Annotated in this window: 13 protein-coding genes and 1 pseudogene; all 14 read left to right on the top strand. The window is 64.8% G+C overall.

The window, feature by feature from the left end:
- Nucleotide 1: 1 nt before the first annotated feature.
- Nucleotides 2–1,519, top strand: a complete 1,518-nt coding sequence (gene paaH / locus PPA02S_RS06010) for a 3-hydroxyacyl-CoA dehydrogenase PaaH (protein WP_028633989.1) — start codon at nucleotides 2–4, stop codon at nucleotides 1,517–1,519.
- On the top strand, nucleotides 1,512–1,952 hold the full coding sequence (paaI, locus tag PPA02S_RS06005; protein ID WP_028633990.1) for a hydroxyphenylacetyl-CoA thioesterase PaaI: 441 nt from the start codon (nucleotides 1,512–1,514) through the stop codon (nucleotides 1,950–1,952). The genes paaH and paaI overlap by 8 nt, the downstream gene beginning before the upstream one ends.
- The gene (gene pcaF, locus PPA02S_RS06000; RefSeq protein ID WP_028633991.1) at nucleotides 1,945–3,165 is read left to right on the top strand and encodes a 3-oxoadipyl-CoA thiolase; all 1,221 of its coding nucleotides are present in this window, start codon (nucleotides 1,945–1,947) and stop codon (nucleotides 3,163–3,165) included. Before paaI ends, pcaF begins: the two co-directional genes overlap by 8 nt.
- A 120-nt stretch (nucleotides 3,166–3,285) precedes the next feature.
- Nucleotides 3,286–4,605 (top strand): phenylacetate--CoA ligase PaaK, encoded by a 1,320-nt coding sequence (paaK, locus tag PPA02S_RS05995; protein ID WP_028633992.1) that lies wholly within the window; start codon nucleotides 3,286–3,288, stop codon nucleotides 4,603–4,605.
- 189 nt (nucleotides 4,606–4,794) lie between these two features.
- Complete coding sequence (gene paaA, locus PPA02S_RS05990) at nucleotides 4,795–5,784, top strand: 1,2-phenylacetyl-CoA epoxidase subunit PaaA (protein ID WP_028633993.1); 990 nt, start codon at nucleotides 4,795–4,797, stop codon at nucleotides 5,782–5,784.
- A 25-nt stretch (nucleotides 5,785–5,809) separates the two neighbouring features.
- The gene (gene paaB, locus PPA02S_RS05985) at nucleotides 5,810–6,091 is read left to right on the top strand and encodes a 1,2-phenylacetyl-CoA epoxidase subunit PaaB (RefSeq protein WP_028633994.1); all 282 of its coding nucleotides are present in this window, start codon (nucleotides 5,810–5,812) and stop codon (nucleotides 6,089–6,091) included.
- An 8-nt stretch (nucleotides 6,092–6,099) separates the two neighbouring features.
- The gene (gene paaC, locus PPA02S_RS05980; RefSeq protein ID WP_028633995.1) at nucleotides 6,100–6,858 is read left to right on the top strand and encodes a 1,2-phenylacetyl-CoA epoxidase subunit PaaC; all 759 of its coding nucleotides are present in this window, start codon (nucleotides 6,100–6,102) and stop codon (nucleotides 6,856–6,858) included.
- Complete coding sequence (gene paaD / locus PPA02S_RS05975; protein WP_028633996.1) at nucleotides 6,845–7,378, top strand: 1,2-phenylacetyl-CoA epoxidase subunit PaaD; 534 nt, start codon at nucleotides 6,845–6,847, stop codon at nucleotides 7,376–7,378. Before paaC ends, paaD begins: the two co-directional genes overlap by 14 nt.
- Nucleotides 7,379–7,393: 15 nt before the next feature.
- Complete coding sequence (gene paaE, locus PPA02S_RS05970) at nucleotides 7,394–8,470, top strand: 1,2-phenylacetyl-CoA epoxidase subunit PaaE (RefSeq protein ID WP_028633997.1); 1,077 nt, start codon at nucleotides 7,394–7,396, stop codon at nucleotides 8,468–8,470.
- Between the two features lie 107 nt (nucleotides 8,471–8,577).
- The gene (locus tag PPA02S_RS05965) at nucleotides 8,578–8,886 is read left to right on the top strand and encodes a DUF485 domain-containing protein (protein WP_028633998.1); all 309 of its coding nucleotides are present in this window, start codon (nucleotides 8,578–8,580) and stop codon (nucleotides 8,884–8,886) included.
- Nucleotides 8,877–10,445, top strand: a pseudogene (locus PPA02S_RS05960) (cation acetate symporter); the annotation flags it as partial. The gene PPA02S_RS05965 and the pseudogene PPA02S_RS05960, both read left to right, overlap by 10 nt.
- 39 nt (nucleotides 10,446–10,484) lie before the next feature.
- On the top strand, nucleotides 10,485–11,717 hold the full coding sequence (locus PPA02S_RS05955) for an OprD family porin (RefSeq protein WP_028634000.1): 1,233 nt from the start codon (nucleotides 10,485–10,487) through the stop codon (nucleotides 11,715–11,717).
- A 33-nt stretch (nucleotides 11,718–11,750) separates the two neighbouring features.
- The gene (gene paaZ / locus PPA02S_RS05950; RefSeq protein ID WP_028634001.1) at nucleotides 11,751–13,805 is read left to right on the top strand and encodes a phenylacetic acid degradation bifunctional protein PaaZ; all 2,055 of its coding nucleotides are present in this window, start codon (nucleotides 11,751–11,753) and stop codon (nucleotides 13,803–13,805) included.
- Nucleotides 13,806–13,964: 159 nt separating this feature from the next.
- Complete coding sequence (locus PPA02S_RS05945) at nucleotides 13,965–14,264, top strand: hypothetical protein (protein WP_028634002.1); 300 nt, start codon at nucleotides 13,965–13,967, stop codon at nucleotides 14,262–14,264.
- The last annotated feature ends 9 nt before the right edge of the window (nucleotides 14,265–14,273 follow it).

The raw sequence follows: 14,273 nt of genomic DNA, 5'->3' as shown, positions 1-14,273 counted from the left end.
CATGAGCGTACTTTCTCGTGAAACCTACGTCGCCGTCATCGGTGCCGGGGCCATGGGCGCCGGCATCGCGCAGGTCGCGGCCCAGGCAGGCCACCCTGTGATGCTTTACGACACCCGCCCCGGCGCCGCAGCCGAGGGGCGGGCCGGTATCGACCGGCAATTGTCACGGCTGGTGGAAAAGGGCAAGTTGCAAGCGGCTGAGCGCGCCGCCATCTGCAACCGGTTGCACCCCGTCGACAGCCTGGAAGCGCTGGCCGATGCCGGCCTGGTGATCGAAGCGATCGTCGAGGACCTGCAGGTCAAGCAGACCTTGTTCCAGCAGCTGGAGTCGGTGTGCCGCAGCGACTGCATTCTCGCCAGCAATACCTCCTCCCTGTCCATTACCCGTCTGGCCTCCGGGCTGCAGCGCCCTGAGCAAGTGGTGGGCATGCACTTCTTCAACCCAGCCCCGCTGATGGCCTTGGTAGAGGTCGTTTCCGGCCTGGCTACCGCCCCGGATGTCGCCGCTGCCGTGCATGCCACGGCTCAAGCCTGGGGCAAACGCCCGGTGCATGCGCGCTCCACGCCGGGCTTCATCGTCAACCGGGTAGCACGGCCTTTTTATGCTGAAAGCCTGCGCCTGCTGCAGGAAGGTGCGGCCGACTGCGCCAGCCTCGATGCGGTGTTGCGCGAGGCCGGCGGCTTTCGCATGGGCGCCTTTGAACTCACCGACCTGATTGGGCATGACGTCAACTACGCCGTGACGTGCTCAGTGTTCGAAGCGTTTTATGGCGACCCTCGCTTTCAGCCATCCTTGGCGCAAAAAGAACTGGTGGATGCGGGCCGCCTGGGGCGCAAGAGTGGGCATGGCTTTTACAGCTACCGCGAACAGGCCGAACGCCCCCAGCCCGCAGAACTGTGTAGCGATGCGCCTGTGGACGCCTGCACCCTGGAAGGCCCGGCGGGCATCCTGCAGCCATTGATTGACCGCTTGCGCGCCGGTGGCGTTGCCGTCAACGGCCGCGCTGGCAGCGGCCTGATCCGGGTGGGCGATGCGAGCCTGGCACTGTCCGACGGGCGCCTGGCCAGCCAGCGCGCTCAAGAGGATGGCCTGCCCAACCTGATCTTGCTCGATCTTGCCTTCGACTATGCCACCGCCACCCGCCTTGCCATCAGCTGGTCGGCCGACACGTCCAACCAGGCGCTGGAGCAGGCCGTGGCATTGCTGCAGCGTGCGGGTTTGCGTGTGACGCCGGTGGCCGACCTGCCTGGGCTGGTGGTGCTGCGCACCGTTGCCATGCTGGCCAATGAAGCGGCCGATGCCGTGTTGCAAGGGGTTGGCACAGCAGCGGACATCGACCTGGCCATGCGCGCAGGCGTCAACTACCCCTGCGGGCCACTGGCATGGGCGTCGGCCATTGGCCTGGCCAACACCTTGCAGGTGCTCGAGAACCTGCAGCATGCCTATGGCGAAACCCGTTACCGGCCCTCGCTGCTGCTGCGCCGTTGTAAGGCCGAGGGAGGGTCTTTGCATGACTGATCACGAACTGGCGCAGGCCTGCGCCCAGGCCATGTACGCCCGCGACCCCGCCAGTCAGGGGCTGGGCATGCGCCTTGAAGCCGTTGCCCCCGGGCGTGTCACCGTCAGCATGGCGGTGCGGGCCGACATGATTCAGGGCCACGGCACCTGCCACGGTGGCTTTCTGTTCGCCCTGGCGGACTCGGCGTTCGCGTTCGCCTGCAACAGCCATGACCAGGCCACCGTGGCCTTGGGCTGCAGCATTGACTACCTGGCACCTGCGCTGCGCGATGACGTGCTCACCGCCAGCGCCGAGGAAGTCAGCCGCAAGGGCCGCACGGGCCTGTACCACGTGCGCATAAGTAACCAGCACGGAGCGCTGGTGGCGATGTTCCATGGCAAATCCTACAAAGTGCGCGGCACCGTGCTGGCGCAGGAGAGCGAAGATGAATGAACACATGCCCGGCGATGCCTTGATCATCGACGCCATCCGCACCCCCATCGGCCGCTACGGCGGGGCCCTGAGCGGGATCAGGGCCGATGACCTTGCCGCCATACCACTCAAGGCCCTGATGCTGCGGCACCCGGGGCTGGACTGGCAGGCCGTCGACGATGTCATCCTTGGCTGCGCCAACCAGGCCGGCGAGGACAACCGCAACGTGGCGCACATGGCCAGCCTGCTGGCTGGCCTGCCGGTCGACGTGCCGGGCACTACGCTGAACCGGCTGTGCGGCTCGGGCCTGGATGCCATTGGCAACGCTGCGCGGGCTTTGCGCTGCGGGGAGGCCGGGCTGATGCTGGCAGGCGGTGTGGAGTCCATGTCGCGAGCGCCCTTCGTGATGGGTAAAGCCGAGCAAGCCTTTGGCCGTACAGCCGAACTGTACGACACCACCATCGGCTGGCGCTTCGTCAACCCGGCGCTCAAGCAGGTATACGGCACCGACTCGATGCCAGAGACCGCCGAGAACGTAGCCGATCAGTACGGCATTTCCCGCGCCGACCAGGATGCCTTCGCCCTGCGCAGCCAGCAAAAAGCCGCCGCCGCCCAGGCCCGCGGGCGCCTGGCACAGGAAATCGTGCCGGTCGAGGTTGCCCGGCGCAAAGGCCCGGCCCTGGTGGTAGAGCATGACGAACACGTGCGTGCCGAAACCACGCTCGAGCAGCTTGCTCGCCTTGGTACGCCGTTTCGCGAAGGCGGCACCGTCACGGCGGGCAATGCCTCGGGGGTCAACGACGGCGCCTGCGCGTTGCTGTTGGCCAGCCCCTCGGCGGCGCGCCGTCATGGGCTGAAGGCCCGTGGCCGCATCGTCGGCATGGCTGTCGCCGGCGTCGAACCCAGGCTGATGGGCATCGGCCCGGTGCCCGCGACCCGCAAGGTGCTCGAACTGACCGGCCTGGCACTGGCAAGCATGGACGTCATCGAGCTCAACGAAGCGTTCGCTGCGCAGGGGCTGGCCGTGCTGCGCGAACTGGGCGTGGCAGACGACGACCCACGGGTCAACCGCAACGGCGGCGCCATTGCCCTCGGGCATCCGTTGGGCATGAGCGGTGCGCGGCTGGTGACCACGGCCCTGCACGAGCTAGAAGAAACCGCCGGGCGCTATGCCCTGTGCACCATGTGCATCGGGGTGGGCCAAGGCATCGCGATGGTCATCGAGCGCCTCTGAGCGCCCTGCGCCATCGCCGTATTACCTAGCGGCGCGCAGCCCTATATGCTGCGTTTATTGCACTCACCGCCCAGTGCCCTGACCGAGGCCACGGCGTACAACAACAATTCGAGTGAAACCATGAACATGTACCATGATGCCGATCGTGCCCTGCTGGACCCGCTGGAAACCGCCAGTGTCGATGCCTTGCGCCAGCACCAGCTGACGCAGTTGCGTTGGAGCCTGAAGCACGCCTACGACAATGTCCCGTTGTACCGTCAGCGCTTTGCCGAATGCGGTGCTCACCCCGATGACCTGCGTTGCCTGGAAGACCTGGCGAAGTTCCCCTTCACCGGCAAAAGCGATCTGCGTGACAACTACCCCTACGGTATGTTCGCCGTGCCCCAGGAAGAGGTGGTGCGCCTGCATGCCTCCAGCGGCACCACCGGCAAGCCTACGGTGGTGGGCTACACCCAGAACGACATCGACACCTGGGCCAACGTGGTGGCCCGCTCCATCCGCGCTGCGGGTGGGCGCAAGGGTGACAAGGTTCACGTGTCCTACGGTTACGGCCTGTTCACCGGCGGGCTCGGCGCTCACTACGGGGCCGAGCGCCTGGGCTGCACGGTGATCCCCATGTCGGGCGGGCAGACCGAGAAGCAGGTGCAGCTGATTCGCGACTTCCAGCCCGACATCATCATGGTCACGCCGTCCTACATGCTCAACCTGGCCGACGAGATCGAGCGCCAGGGCATCGACCCGCACGCCCTGAAGCTGCGCTTGGGCATTTTCGGCGCCGAGCCATGGACCGACGAACTGCGCCGGTCCATTGAACAGCGCCTGGGCATCCAGGCGCTGGACATCTATGGCCTCTCCGAAATCATGGGCCCCGGGGTGGCGATGGAATGCATCGAGACCAAAGATGGCCCGACCATTTGGGAAGACCACTTCTACCCCGAGATCATCGACCCGGTCACCGGTGCAGTGCTGCCTGACGGGCAGTTGGGCGAGCTGGTGTTCACCTCGCTGAGCAAGGAAGCCCTGCCCATGGTGCGCTACCGCACCCGCGACCTCACCCGGCTGCTACCCGGCACTGCCAGGCCGATGCGGCGCATCGGCAAGATCACTGGCCGGAGCGACGACATGCTCATCATCCGTGGGGTGAACGTATTCCCCACGCAGATCGAGGAGCAGGTGCTGAAAATAAAACAGCTTTCAGAGATGTATGAAATACACCTGTATCGCAATGGCAACCTCGACAGCGTCGAGGTGCACGTTGAGCTGCGCGCAGAATGCCAGCACCTCGACGACAGCCAGCGCACGTTGCTCACGGCCGAACTGGCGCGGCAGGTCAAGACCTACATCGGCATCAGCACCCAGGTGCGGTTGCAGCCCTGCGGCACGCTCAAGCGTTCAGAGGGCAAGGCTTGCCACGTTTTTGACAAGCGGCTTGCCAGCTGACTAATCCAGCTGCCTCCGAGCCCCGGCCTGTCCGGGGCTTTTTTTTGCACGTCGTGCCCCCGGTGGGGCGGGCTTGCCCACGAAAAGACCTGAACCGATACAAAAATCTCATTTGATACAGCATAAACTGTTTGACGATGTATTATGTATCGCTTACAAATGACGCATGCCCCAGCAGGAGTCGCCCCCATGTACGCACAGCTAGTGGAAACCGGCGTCAAGCACGTCAAGGCCCTGGAAGAAATGTCCCCCGAAGAGCGGCATTTCCAGGAAAAGATCGACGCTGAAATCAAGATCGAGGCCAAGAACTGGATGCCCGAGGCCTACCGCCAAACGCTCATCCGGCAGATCTCGCAGCACGCCCACTCAGAAATCGTCGGCATGCTCCCCGAAGGCAACTGGGTCACCCGCGCCCCCAGCCTCAAGCGCAAGCTGCAACTGATGGCCAAGATCCAGGATGAAGCCGGCCACGGGCTCTACCTGTACAGCGCCATGGAAACCCTGGGGGCCGACCGCGATGATGAAATCGCCAAGCTCCACAGCGGCAAGGCCAAGTACTCCAGCATCTTCAACTACCCCACCCTCAGCTGGGCCGACATGGGCGCCGTGGGCTGGCTGGTGGACGGCGCTGCCATCGTCAACCAGGTGGTGCTGCAGCGCACCTCCTATGGCCCATACGCCCGGGCCATGGTGCGCATCTGCAAGGAAGAAAGCTTTCACCAGCGCCAGGGCTACGAAATCCTCCTGACCATGATGCGCCAGGGCACCCAGGCCCAACGGGACATGGTGCAGGACGCCATCAACCGCCTGTGGTGGCCGGCCCTGATGATGTTCGGCCCAAGCGACGAGCATTCGCCCAACAGCGCCCAGTCCATGGCCTGGAAAATCAAACGCCAGACCAACGACGAGCTGCGCCAGCGCTTCATCGACCAGACCGTGCCGCAACTCGAACTGCTGGGCTGCACTGCCCCGGACCCGCACCTGAAATGGAACGCCGAGCGCGGCCATTACGACTTTGGCGACATCCAGTGGGACGAATTCTACGAGGTGATCAAGGGCAATGGCCCTTGCAACCAGGAACGTGTAGCCACCCGGCGCCAGGCCATCGAAGGCGGCGCCTGGGTACGCGAGGCCGCGGTGGCCTATGCGCGCAAGCAGCAGAACAAGAACGCCGCCTGAGCGGCGAATGATGCGGAGATTGAAAATGTCTGTCTGGACCCTCTACGAAGTGTTCGTGCGCAGCAAGCACGGCCTGAACCACAAGCATGTGGGCAGCGTGCACGCCGCCGATGCGGCCATGGCCATGGAAAACGCCCGCGAGCTGTACACCCGTCGCAGTGAAGGCGTCAGCCTGTGGGTAGTGCCTTCGGCTTTGATCACTGCCTCTGCGGCGGATGAAAAGGACCCGCTGTTTGCCCCCGCCGATGACAAGGTGTACCGCCATGCCAGCTTCTATGAGCTGCCCGATGAAGTGGGGCACATGTGAGGTCGGCCATGCATACACAACCCCTGATTCCCTACTTGCTGCTGCTGGGCGACAGTGCCCTGGTGCAGGGCCAACGGCTGTGCGAATGGTGCGGGCGGGCACCGGCCATCGAGGAAGAACTCGCGCTGATGAATGTCGGCCTCGACCTGGTGGGCCAGGCCCGCAACTGGCTGGACTACGCCGCCGAGCTGCTGGGCGACGGTCGCGATGCCGATGACCTGGCCATGCGCCGCGACGAGCGCGCATACCGCAACCTGCTGTTGGTCGAGCAGCCCAATGGTGACTTCGCCGTCACCATGACCCGGCAGTTTTTTTACGACGCCTGGCACCATGCCGTGCTGCAGGGCCTGGCGGGTTCCAGCGACGCACGTGTCGCCGGTATCGCGGCGAAGGCACTGAAAGAGGCGACCTACCACCTGCGCCGTTCCAGTGAATGGGTGCAGCGCCTGGGCGGCGGCACCGATGAAAGCCGCCGGCGCATGCTGGCCGCCATCACGCTGCTGTGGCGCTTCACCGTCGAATTGACCGCAGGCAGTGATGACGAAGTGCAGCTTGCCGAAGCGGGCGTGGCCGCAGACCCGGTCGCCGTGGCAAATGCCTGGCGCGAGCAGGTGGCCGCCACCTTCGCCGCCGTGGAGCTGCCCGTGCCCCAGCCTGCCAGCCATTTTTACCTGGATGGGCGCAAAGGCCTGCACACCGAGCACCTGGGCCTGTTGCTGGCCGAGATGCAGTTCCTGCCGAGGGCCTACCCTGATGCAACCTGGTGAGCTGATAGCCGGTGACCGCGGCGCCCGGGCCCTGCGCGAGGGCGACCTGGCCCGTGCCTGGGGGGTACTGGCCCAGGTCATGGACCCGGAGGTACCGGTTGTCAGCGTGGTGGACCTGGGCGTGGTGCGGGATGTGGCCTGGCGTGACGGGCACCTGCACCTGGTCGTGACCCCTACCTACTCCGGCTGCCCGGCCACCGAAGTGATCGAAGGCGATATCCGTCAGGCACTGGAGCAGGCCGGGTTTAGTGCGCCTGCGCTGGAGCGGCGCCTGACCCCGGCCTGGAGCAGCGACTGGATCAGCGAGCTGGGCCGCCAGCGCCTGCACGCCTATGGCATTGCCCCGCCCGAAGGCAGCACCAGCAAGGCCAGTTTGTTGGGCAAGCCGCCCGAGGTGCGCTGCCCGCAATGCGGCAGCGCCCATACCGAGCTGCTCAGCCAGTTCGGTTCCACGGCCTGCAAGGCGCTGTATCGCTGCCGCGCGTGCCTGGAGCCGTTCGACTATTTCAAATGCATTTGAGCCGTGGAGAGCACCATGAGCCAGTTTCACAGCCTGACCGTCAAGCAAGTGCGTAACGAGACCCGCGATGCGGTGTCCATCGTCTTCGACGTGCCCGAGCACCTGCAGGCGCAGTTTCGCTTCACCCAAGGTCAGTACCTGGTCATGCGTACGCAGCTGGATGACCAGGAGGTGCGCCGTTCCTATTCCATCTGCAGCGCTGTGCAGGACGGCGAGTTGCGGGTTGCGGTCAAGCGCGTGCCGGGCGGGCGCTTTTCGGCGTTTGCCAATGAAGTGCTTCAGCCCGGGCAGCAACTGGAGGTGATGCCGCCCGCCGGCAGCTTCTTCGTGTCGCTGGATCCAGCCCGCCACGGGCAGTACCTGGGTGTGGCGGCCGGCAGCGGTATCACGCCGTTGCTGTCCATCATCGCCACCACCCTGGCTACCGAGCCCCACAGCCGCTTTACCTTGCTGTACGGCAACCGCGCCAGCGCCAGTGCACTGTTTCGCGACAAGCTCGAAGACCTGAAAAACCAGTACCTCGACCGCCTCAACCTGATCTTCGTGTTCAGCCGCGAGCAGCAGGACGTGGACCTGTACAACGGCCGGATCGACGCAGACAAGTGCGGCCAGTTGTTTACCCGCTGGCTGGATGTGACGGCCCTGGACGCCGCGTTCATCTGCGGGCCACAGGCCATGACCGAGACGGTGCGGGCCAGCCTGCAGGCCAATGGCATGGCCAAGGATCGCATCCACTTCGAACTGTTCGCCGCTGAAGGCAGCCACGCCCGCCGCGAGGCGCGGGCGGTGGCCCGCCAGGTGGACGCTGCCGTCAGCCATATCACCGTGATCAGCGATGGCCGGGCGCTGGCCTTCGACTTGCCGCGCAACACCCAGAGTGTGCTGGATGCAGGCAATGCCATGGGTGCCGAGCTGCCGTATTCGTGCAAGGCCGGGGTGTGCTCCACCTGCAAGTGCCGCGTGGTCGAGGGCGAGGTGGAGATGGACAGTAACCATGCCCTGGAAGACTACGAAGTGGCGGCCGGGTATGTGCTGTCGTGCCAGACGTACCCGGTAAGCGACAAGGTAGTCCTCGACTTCGACCAGTTTTAAAACTGCGGCGCCTGCTTCGCGGGTAAAACCGCGAAGAGGCCCTGAGCAACACCGCAACACCTGCGTGACCTCAACAAAACAATTACAAAACCAAGAGATCGCTTGCCATGACCCCCGAGCACATAGAGAGCATCACCAACCACCCCGATTTCCAGCACCTGGTGCGGCGTAAGCGCCGCCTCAATGGCAGCCTGACCCTGACCATGCTGGTGATCTACTACGGCTTCGTGCTGCTGGTGGCCTTCTCCCCCAGCACCTTGGGCCAGTCCCTCAGTGGTGGCGTAACCACCGTCGGCATGCTGGTTGGGGTGCTCATGGTGCTGTTGTCCTTCGCCCTTACCGGCATTTATGTGCACCGCGCCAACCATGTGCTCGACCCGCTCAACGACAAGGTCCGCCAGGAGTGCGCACAATGAACTGGACAGCCATTTCGATGTTCATGGTGTTCGTCTGCTTCACCCTGCTGGTGACCCGCTGGGCTGCCCTGCGGACCCGTTCGGCCAGTGACTTCTACACTGCTGGCGGCGGCCTGACCGGCATGCAGAACGGCCTGGCCATCGCCGGCGACATGATCAGCGCGGCCTCGTTCCTGGGCATCTCGGCCATGATGTTCATGAACGGCTACGACGGGCTGCTGTACGCCCTGGGTGTGCTGGCAGGCTGGCCGATCATCCTGTTTCTGATCGCCGAACGGCTGCGCAACCTGGGCAAGTACACCTTTGCCGATGTGGTGAGCTACCGCTTGGCACAAACCCCCGTGCGCCTGACCTCCGCTTTCGGCACCCTGGTGGTGGCGCTGATGTACCTGGTGGCGCAGATGGTGGGGGCCGGCAAGCTGATCGAGTTGCTGTTCGGCATCAGCTACCTGTACGCGGTCATGCTGGTGGGGGTGCTGATGGTCGCCTATGTCACGTTTGGCGGCATGCTGGCCACCACCTGGGTGCAGATCATCAAGGCGGTGATGCTGCTGTCGGGCACCAGCTTCATGGCATTCATGGTGCTCAAACACTTTGGTTTCAGCACCGAGGCCATGTTCGCCAGTGCCGTGGCCGTGCACGCCAAGGGCCAGGCGATCATGGCGCCCGGGGGGTTGCTGTCCAACCCGATCGACGCCATTTCCCTGGGCCTGGGCATGATGTTTGGCACGGCCGGGCTGCCGCACATCCTCATGCGCTTCTTCACCGTCAGCGATGCCAAGGAAGCGCGCAAGAGCGTGTTCTACGCCACCGGCTTCATCGGCTACTTCTACCTGTTGCTGATCGTGATCGGCTTCGGCGCCATCGTCATGGTCGGTACCGAGCCTGCCTACCGTGATGCCGCTGGGGCCATCATCGGCGGCGGCAACATGGTGGCCGTGCACCTGGCCCAGGCTGTAGGCGGCAACCTGTTCCTGGGCTTCATCTCCGCTGTGGCCTTTGCCACCATCCTGGCGGTGGTGGCCGGCCTGGCCTTGTCGGGCGCTTCTGCCGTGTCCCACGACCTGTACGCGTGCGTGGTTCGCCAGGGCAAGGCCACCGAGCAGGAAGAAATGCGCGTGTCGCGCATCGCCACGCTGATGATCGGCCTGCTCGCCGTCATCCTGGGCCTGCTGTTCGAATCGCAGAACATCGCCTTCCTTTCCGGGCTGGTACTGGCCGTGGCCGCCTCGGTCAACTTCCCGGTGCTGCTGCTTTCGATGTTCTGGAAAGGCCTCACCACCCGCGGTGCGGTGTGCGGCAGCATGGCCGGGCTGGTGTCGGCGGTACTGCTGGTGGTGCTGGGCCCTGCGGTGTGGGTGAACGTACTGCACCACGAGCAGCCGTTGTTCCCCTACAGCAACCCGGCGTTGTTCTCCATGAGCCTGGCGTTTCTGGGTGCCTGGGCATTCTCGGTGACTGACACCTCCGAGCGTGCCCGCGAAGAACGCGGCCGCTACCTGGCCCAGTTCATCCGCTCCATGACCGGTATCGGCGCTGCCGGCGCCAGCAAGCATTGACAGCCAAGGCCTATCACCATGTCGGATAAAACAACAACAATGAACCGTACCCCTTTCATGTCAGCAGCGTGCCTGGCCGCCCTCGCCCTGCCCTTGCCCGCCTTTGCCGACTTCATCGGCGACAGCCATGCGCGGCTTGAACTGCGCAATCACTACATCAACCGCGACTTCAGACAGGCCAACGCGCCCCAGGCCAAGGCCGAGGAATGGGCACAGGGTTTCACCGCCCGTGTGGAGTCGGGCTTCACCGAAGGCCCGGTTGGGTTTGGCGTCGATGCCATGGGGCAGCTGGGCCTCAAGCTGGACAGCAGCCGCGATCGGCGTAACACCGGCTTGCTGCCCTTTGGCCCGCGCAGCCATGAACCGGTGGATGACTACAGCGAACTGGGCCTGACCGCAAAGGCCCGGGTGTCGAAAAGCACCCTGCGCCTGGGCACGCTGCAGCCGATATTGCCGGTGGTGGTGTTCAACGACACGCGCCTGCTGGCCTCCACCTTTCAGGGCGGCCTGCTCACCAGCCAGGAGGTGGACGGCCTGACCCTAAACGCAGGCAGGCTGACCAAGGCCAACCTGCGCGATTCTTCAGGCCGCGATGACATCGGCTACGGCGCCGCCAGCAGCGACCACCTTGACCTGGCGGGCGGCAGTTACGCCATCACCCCGCAGACCAGCGTCAGCTACTACTACGCCAAACTGCAGGACATCTACCGCCAGCAGTTCATCGGCCTGGTCGACACCCGCCCCTTGGGCGAAGGGCTGAGCCTGCGCAGCGACCTGCGTTATTTCGACAGCCGCAGCGATGGCGCACAGCGTGCGGGCGACATCGACAACCGCAACTTCAACGCCATGTTCACCCTAGGGGTACGTGCCCACAAGTTCACCGCCACCTGGCAACAGATGTCCGGAAGCAGCGCCTTCCCGTTCGTCAATGGCGGCGACCCGTTCACCGTGAACCTGGTCACCTACAACACCTTCACCCGCGCCGGGCTGGACTCCTGGCAACTGCGCTACGACTACGATTTCGTCGCGCTGGGCATCCCCGGGCTGAGTTTCATGACCCGCTACATCGATGGCCGTGGTGCACACACCGCCACCATCAGCAACGGCCGTGAGCGTGAGCGCGACACGGACCTCACCTATGTGATCCAGAGCGGCCCGTTCAAGGACGTGAGCCTGCGCTGGCGCAACGTCACCTTCCGCTCCGGCAACGGGCTGACCAATGCCGTTGACGAGAACCGCCTGATCATCGGTTACACCCTGGCGCTGTGGTAAGCGCCCCCTCACTTGACTCGCCTGGAGAAACGCATGTCTGCCGCCCCTACCCTGCAAAGCTTCATCGCCGGCCGCTGGCTGGGCCAACACGGTGCCCAGGCCCTGCGCAGCGCCCTTGACGGGCACACACTCGCCTACAGCCATGAGGAACGCCCCGACTTCGCCGAGGCTGTGGACTTCGCCCGCCAACGCGGCCTGCCCAGCCTGATGGGCATGGACTTCCAGCAGCGCGCTGCACGCCTCAAAGCCATCGCACTGTACCTGGCCGAACGCAAGGAACAGCTGTATGCCCTGTCTCACCACAGCGGCGCCACCCGCGCCGACAGCTGGATCGACATAGAAGGCGGCAATGCCACGCTGTTTTCCTATGCCGGTATCGGCAGCCGGGAGTTGCCGTCCGGCAATGTGCTGCACGAGGGCCCGGCCATGGCACTGGGCAAGCTCGGGCATTTCGCCGGCACCCATATCCTGGTGCCGCGTGCGGGTGTGGCGGTGCACATCAACGCCTTCAACTTCCCTATCTGGGGCATGCTGGAAAAGTTCGCGCCCACCTTCCTGGCTGGCATGCCGTGCATCGTCAAGCCGGCCACCTCGACCAGCTACCTGACCGAAGCGGTGGTACGCCTGATGCACGCCTCCGGGCTTCTGCCCGAAGGCAGCCTGCAACTGGTGATCGGCAGCACCGGCGACCTGCTCGATCGCCTGCAAGGGCAGGACGTAGTGACGTTCACCGGCTCCGCAGACACCGCCGCCAAGCTGCGCGTCACCCCTAACCTGATACGCCACTCGGTACCGTTCACCGCCGAGGCCGATTCGCTCAACTGCGCCATTCTTGGGCCCGACGTCAGCCCGGACAGCGAGGCATTCGAGCTGTACATCAAGGAGGTGGTGCGCGAAATGACCACCAAGGCCGGCCAGAAATGCACCGCTATCCGCCGCGCCATCGTGCCGGCCAGGCATATCGACGCCGTTGCCACGCGCCTGCGTGAGCGCCTGGCCAAGGTGGTGGTCGGTGACCCTTCGGTGGAGGGCGTGCGCATGGGCGCCCTGGCGTCCCATGACCAGCAGCGCGATGTGGCCGAACGTGTGCGCAGCCTGTTGCACAGTTGCGATCAACTGTTCGGGGCCAGCGACGGGTTCGCCCCCCGCGGCGAAGGCGTGGCCGAAGGCGCCTTCTTCGCGCCGACCTTGCTCCAGGCCCGCGACCCCCATGCCGAAGGCGGCGCCCACGACATCGAGGCCTTCGGCCCGGTGAGCACGCTGATGGCCTACCACGACCTGGAGGAAGCCCTGGCCCTCGCGGCCCGTGGCAAAGGCAGCCTGGTGGCCACCCTGGTGACCAGCGACCGCGCAGTGGCAGCCAAGGCGGTTCCCGTCGCAGCCGCCTGGCATGGCCGGCTGCTGGTGCTGGACAGCGAAGCGGCCAAGGAATCCACTGGCCACGGCTCGCCACTGCCGCAGCTCAAGCATGGCGGGCCTGGGCGCGCCGGTGGCGGTGAAGAACTGGGCGGCCTGCGCGCGGTCAAGCATTACCTGCAACGCGCCGCCGTACAGGGCTCACCCAGCATGCTCAGCGCAGTCACCGGTGAGTATGTGCGTGGCGGCGAAGTGATCGAAACCGAGGTGCACCCCTTCCGCCGCTACTTCGAACAGCTGCGCATCGGCGAGTCGCTGCTCACCCACCGGCGCACGGTCACCGAAGCCGACCTGGTGAACTTCGGTTGCCTGTCGGGCGATCATTTCTACATGCATTTCGACGAGATTGCCGCCAAGGCCTCGCAGTTTGGCAAGCGCATTGCCCATGGCTACTTCGTGTTGTCGGCCGCCGCCGGGCTGTTCGTCTCGCCCGGCGAAGGGCCCGTGCTGGCCAACTATGGCCTGGACACCCTGCGCTTCATCAACCCGGTAGGCATCGGCGATACCATTCAGGCGCGCCTGACCTGCAAGCGCAAGATCGACCAGGGCAAGGCCAGCCCGCTGGGCCAACCCCAGGGGGTGGTGGCCTGGGATGTGGAGGTGACCAATCAGCTGGGGGAAGTGGTTGCCAGTTATGACATCTTGACACTAGTGCTCAAGCAACCTGTATAAGCGGCAGCAGCCGTCGCGGCCCCGAGCCGTGCGCCGCGACGGCTGCACAAGCGATTAAGCAAGGTGGTGGCCTCTGGCTATTTAGTACATCCGTCCTAATCGCCCCGCCTGACTCGTGGGTTTATAGTCTGGGGATAACACCGCCAAGGAAGCTTCTTCATGACCCCCTTCAAACTGCTCATCAGTGCCGCCATCCTGGTCGGCGTGGCCGGCTGCCAGACCGTCAAGCCTTCTGACGAAACCCTCAAGCAACGTACCGAACTGGTGCTGAACACCAAGGTGTCCCGGATCGCGGACGTGCGCAACGACAGCACCATTACCTATTACACGGCAGCCACTGGCAAAGGACGATTCGAGTGTCAGATCCCGAGCGGCGGCCTGGTGGCGGTGGCGGGGATGGGTATCTACCAACCTTCACCCAGCTGCGTGAAGGAAGGCGAAACCCCGAGGCTGCAGTAGCAGCTGATA

Source organism: Pseudomonas parafulva NBRC 16636 = DSM 17004, from assembly GCF_000730645.1.
In the GTDB taxonomy this organism is placed as follows: Bacteria; Pseudomonadota; Gammaproteobacteria; order Pseudomonadales; family Pseudomonadaceae; genus Aquipseudomonas; species Aquipseudomonas parafulva.
Note: the sequence above shows the minus strand (reverse complement) of the source record. Positions and strands in the feature narration are given on the sequence as shown.

What these genes read in the sequence shown, in the direction of transcription:
- paaH (WP_028633989.1), top strand. Translation starts at nt 2, where the DNA reads ATGAGCGTACTTTCTCGTGAAACCTACGTCGCCGTCATCGGTGCCGGG.
- paaI (WP_028633990.1), top strand. Translation starts at nt 1,512, where the DNA reads ATGACTGATCACGAACTGGCGCAGGCCTGCGCCCAGGCCATGTACGCC.
- pcaF (WP_028633991.1), top strand. Translation starts at nt 1,945, where the DNA reads ATGAATGAACACATGCCCGGCGATGCCTTGATCATCGACGCCATCCGC.
- paaK (WP_028633992.1), top strand. Translation starts at nt 3,286, where the DNA reads ATGAACATGTACCATGATGCCGATCGTGCCCTGCTGGACCCGCTGGAA.
- paaA (WP_028633993.1), top strand. Translation starts at nt 4,795, where the DNA reads ATGTACGCACAGCTAGTGGAAACCGGCGTCAAGCACGTCAAGGCCCTG.
- paaB (WP_028633994.1), top strand. Translation starts at nt 5,810, where the DNA reads ATGTCTGTCTGGACCCTCTACGAAGTGTTCGTGCGCAGCAAGCACGGC.
- paaC (WP_028633995.1), top strand. Translation starts at nt 6,100, where the DNA reads ATGCATACACAACCCCTGATTCCCTACTTGCTGCTGCTGGGCGACAGT.
- paaD (WP_028633996.1), top strand. Translation starts at nt 6,845, where the DNA reads ATGCAACCTGGTGAGCTGATAGCCGGTGACCGCGGCGCCCGGGCCCTG.
- paaE (WP_028633997.1), top strand. Translation starts at nt 7,394, where the DNA reads ATGAGCCAGTTTCACAGCCTGACCGTCAAGCAAGTGCGTAACGAGACC.
- PPA02S_RS05965 (WP_028633998.1), top strand. Translation starts at nt 8,578, where the DNA reads ATGACCCCCGAGCACATAGAGAGCATCACCAACCACCCCGATTTCCAG.
- PPA02S_RS05955 (WP_028634000.1), top strand. Translation starts at nt 10,485, where the DNA reads ATGAACCGTACCCCTTTCATGTCAGCAGCGTGCCTGGCCGCCCTCGCC.
- paaZ (WP_028634001.1), top strand. Translation starts at nt 11,751, where the DNA reads ATGTCTGCCGCCCCTACCCTGCAAAGCTTCATCGCCGGCCGCTGGCTG.
- PPA02S_RS05945 (WP_028634002.1), top strand. Translation starts at nt 13,965, where the DNA reads ATGACCCCCTTCAAACTGCTCATCAGTGCCGCCATCCTGGTCGGCGTG.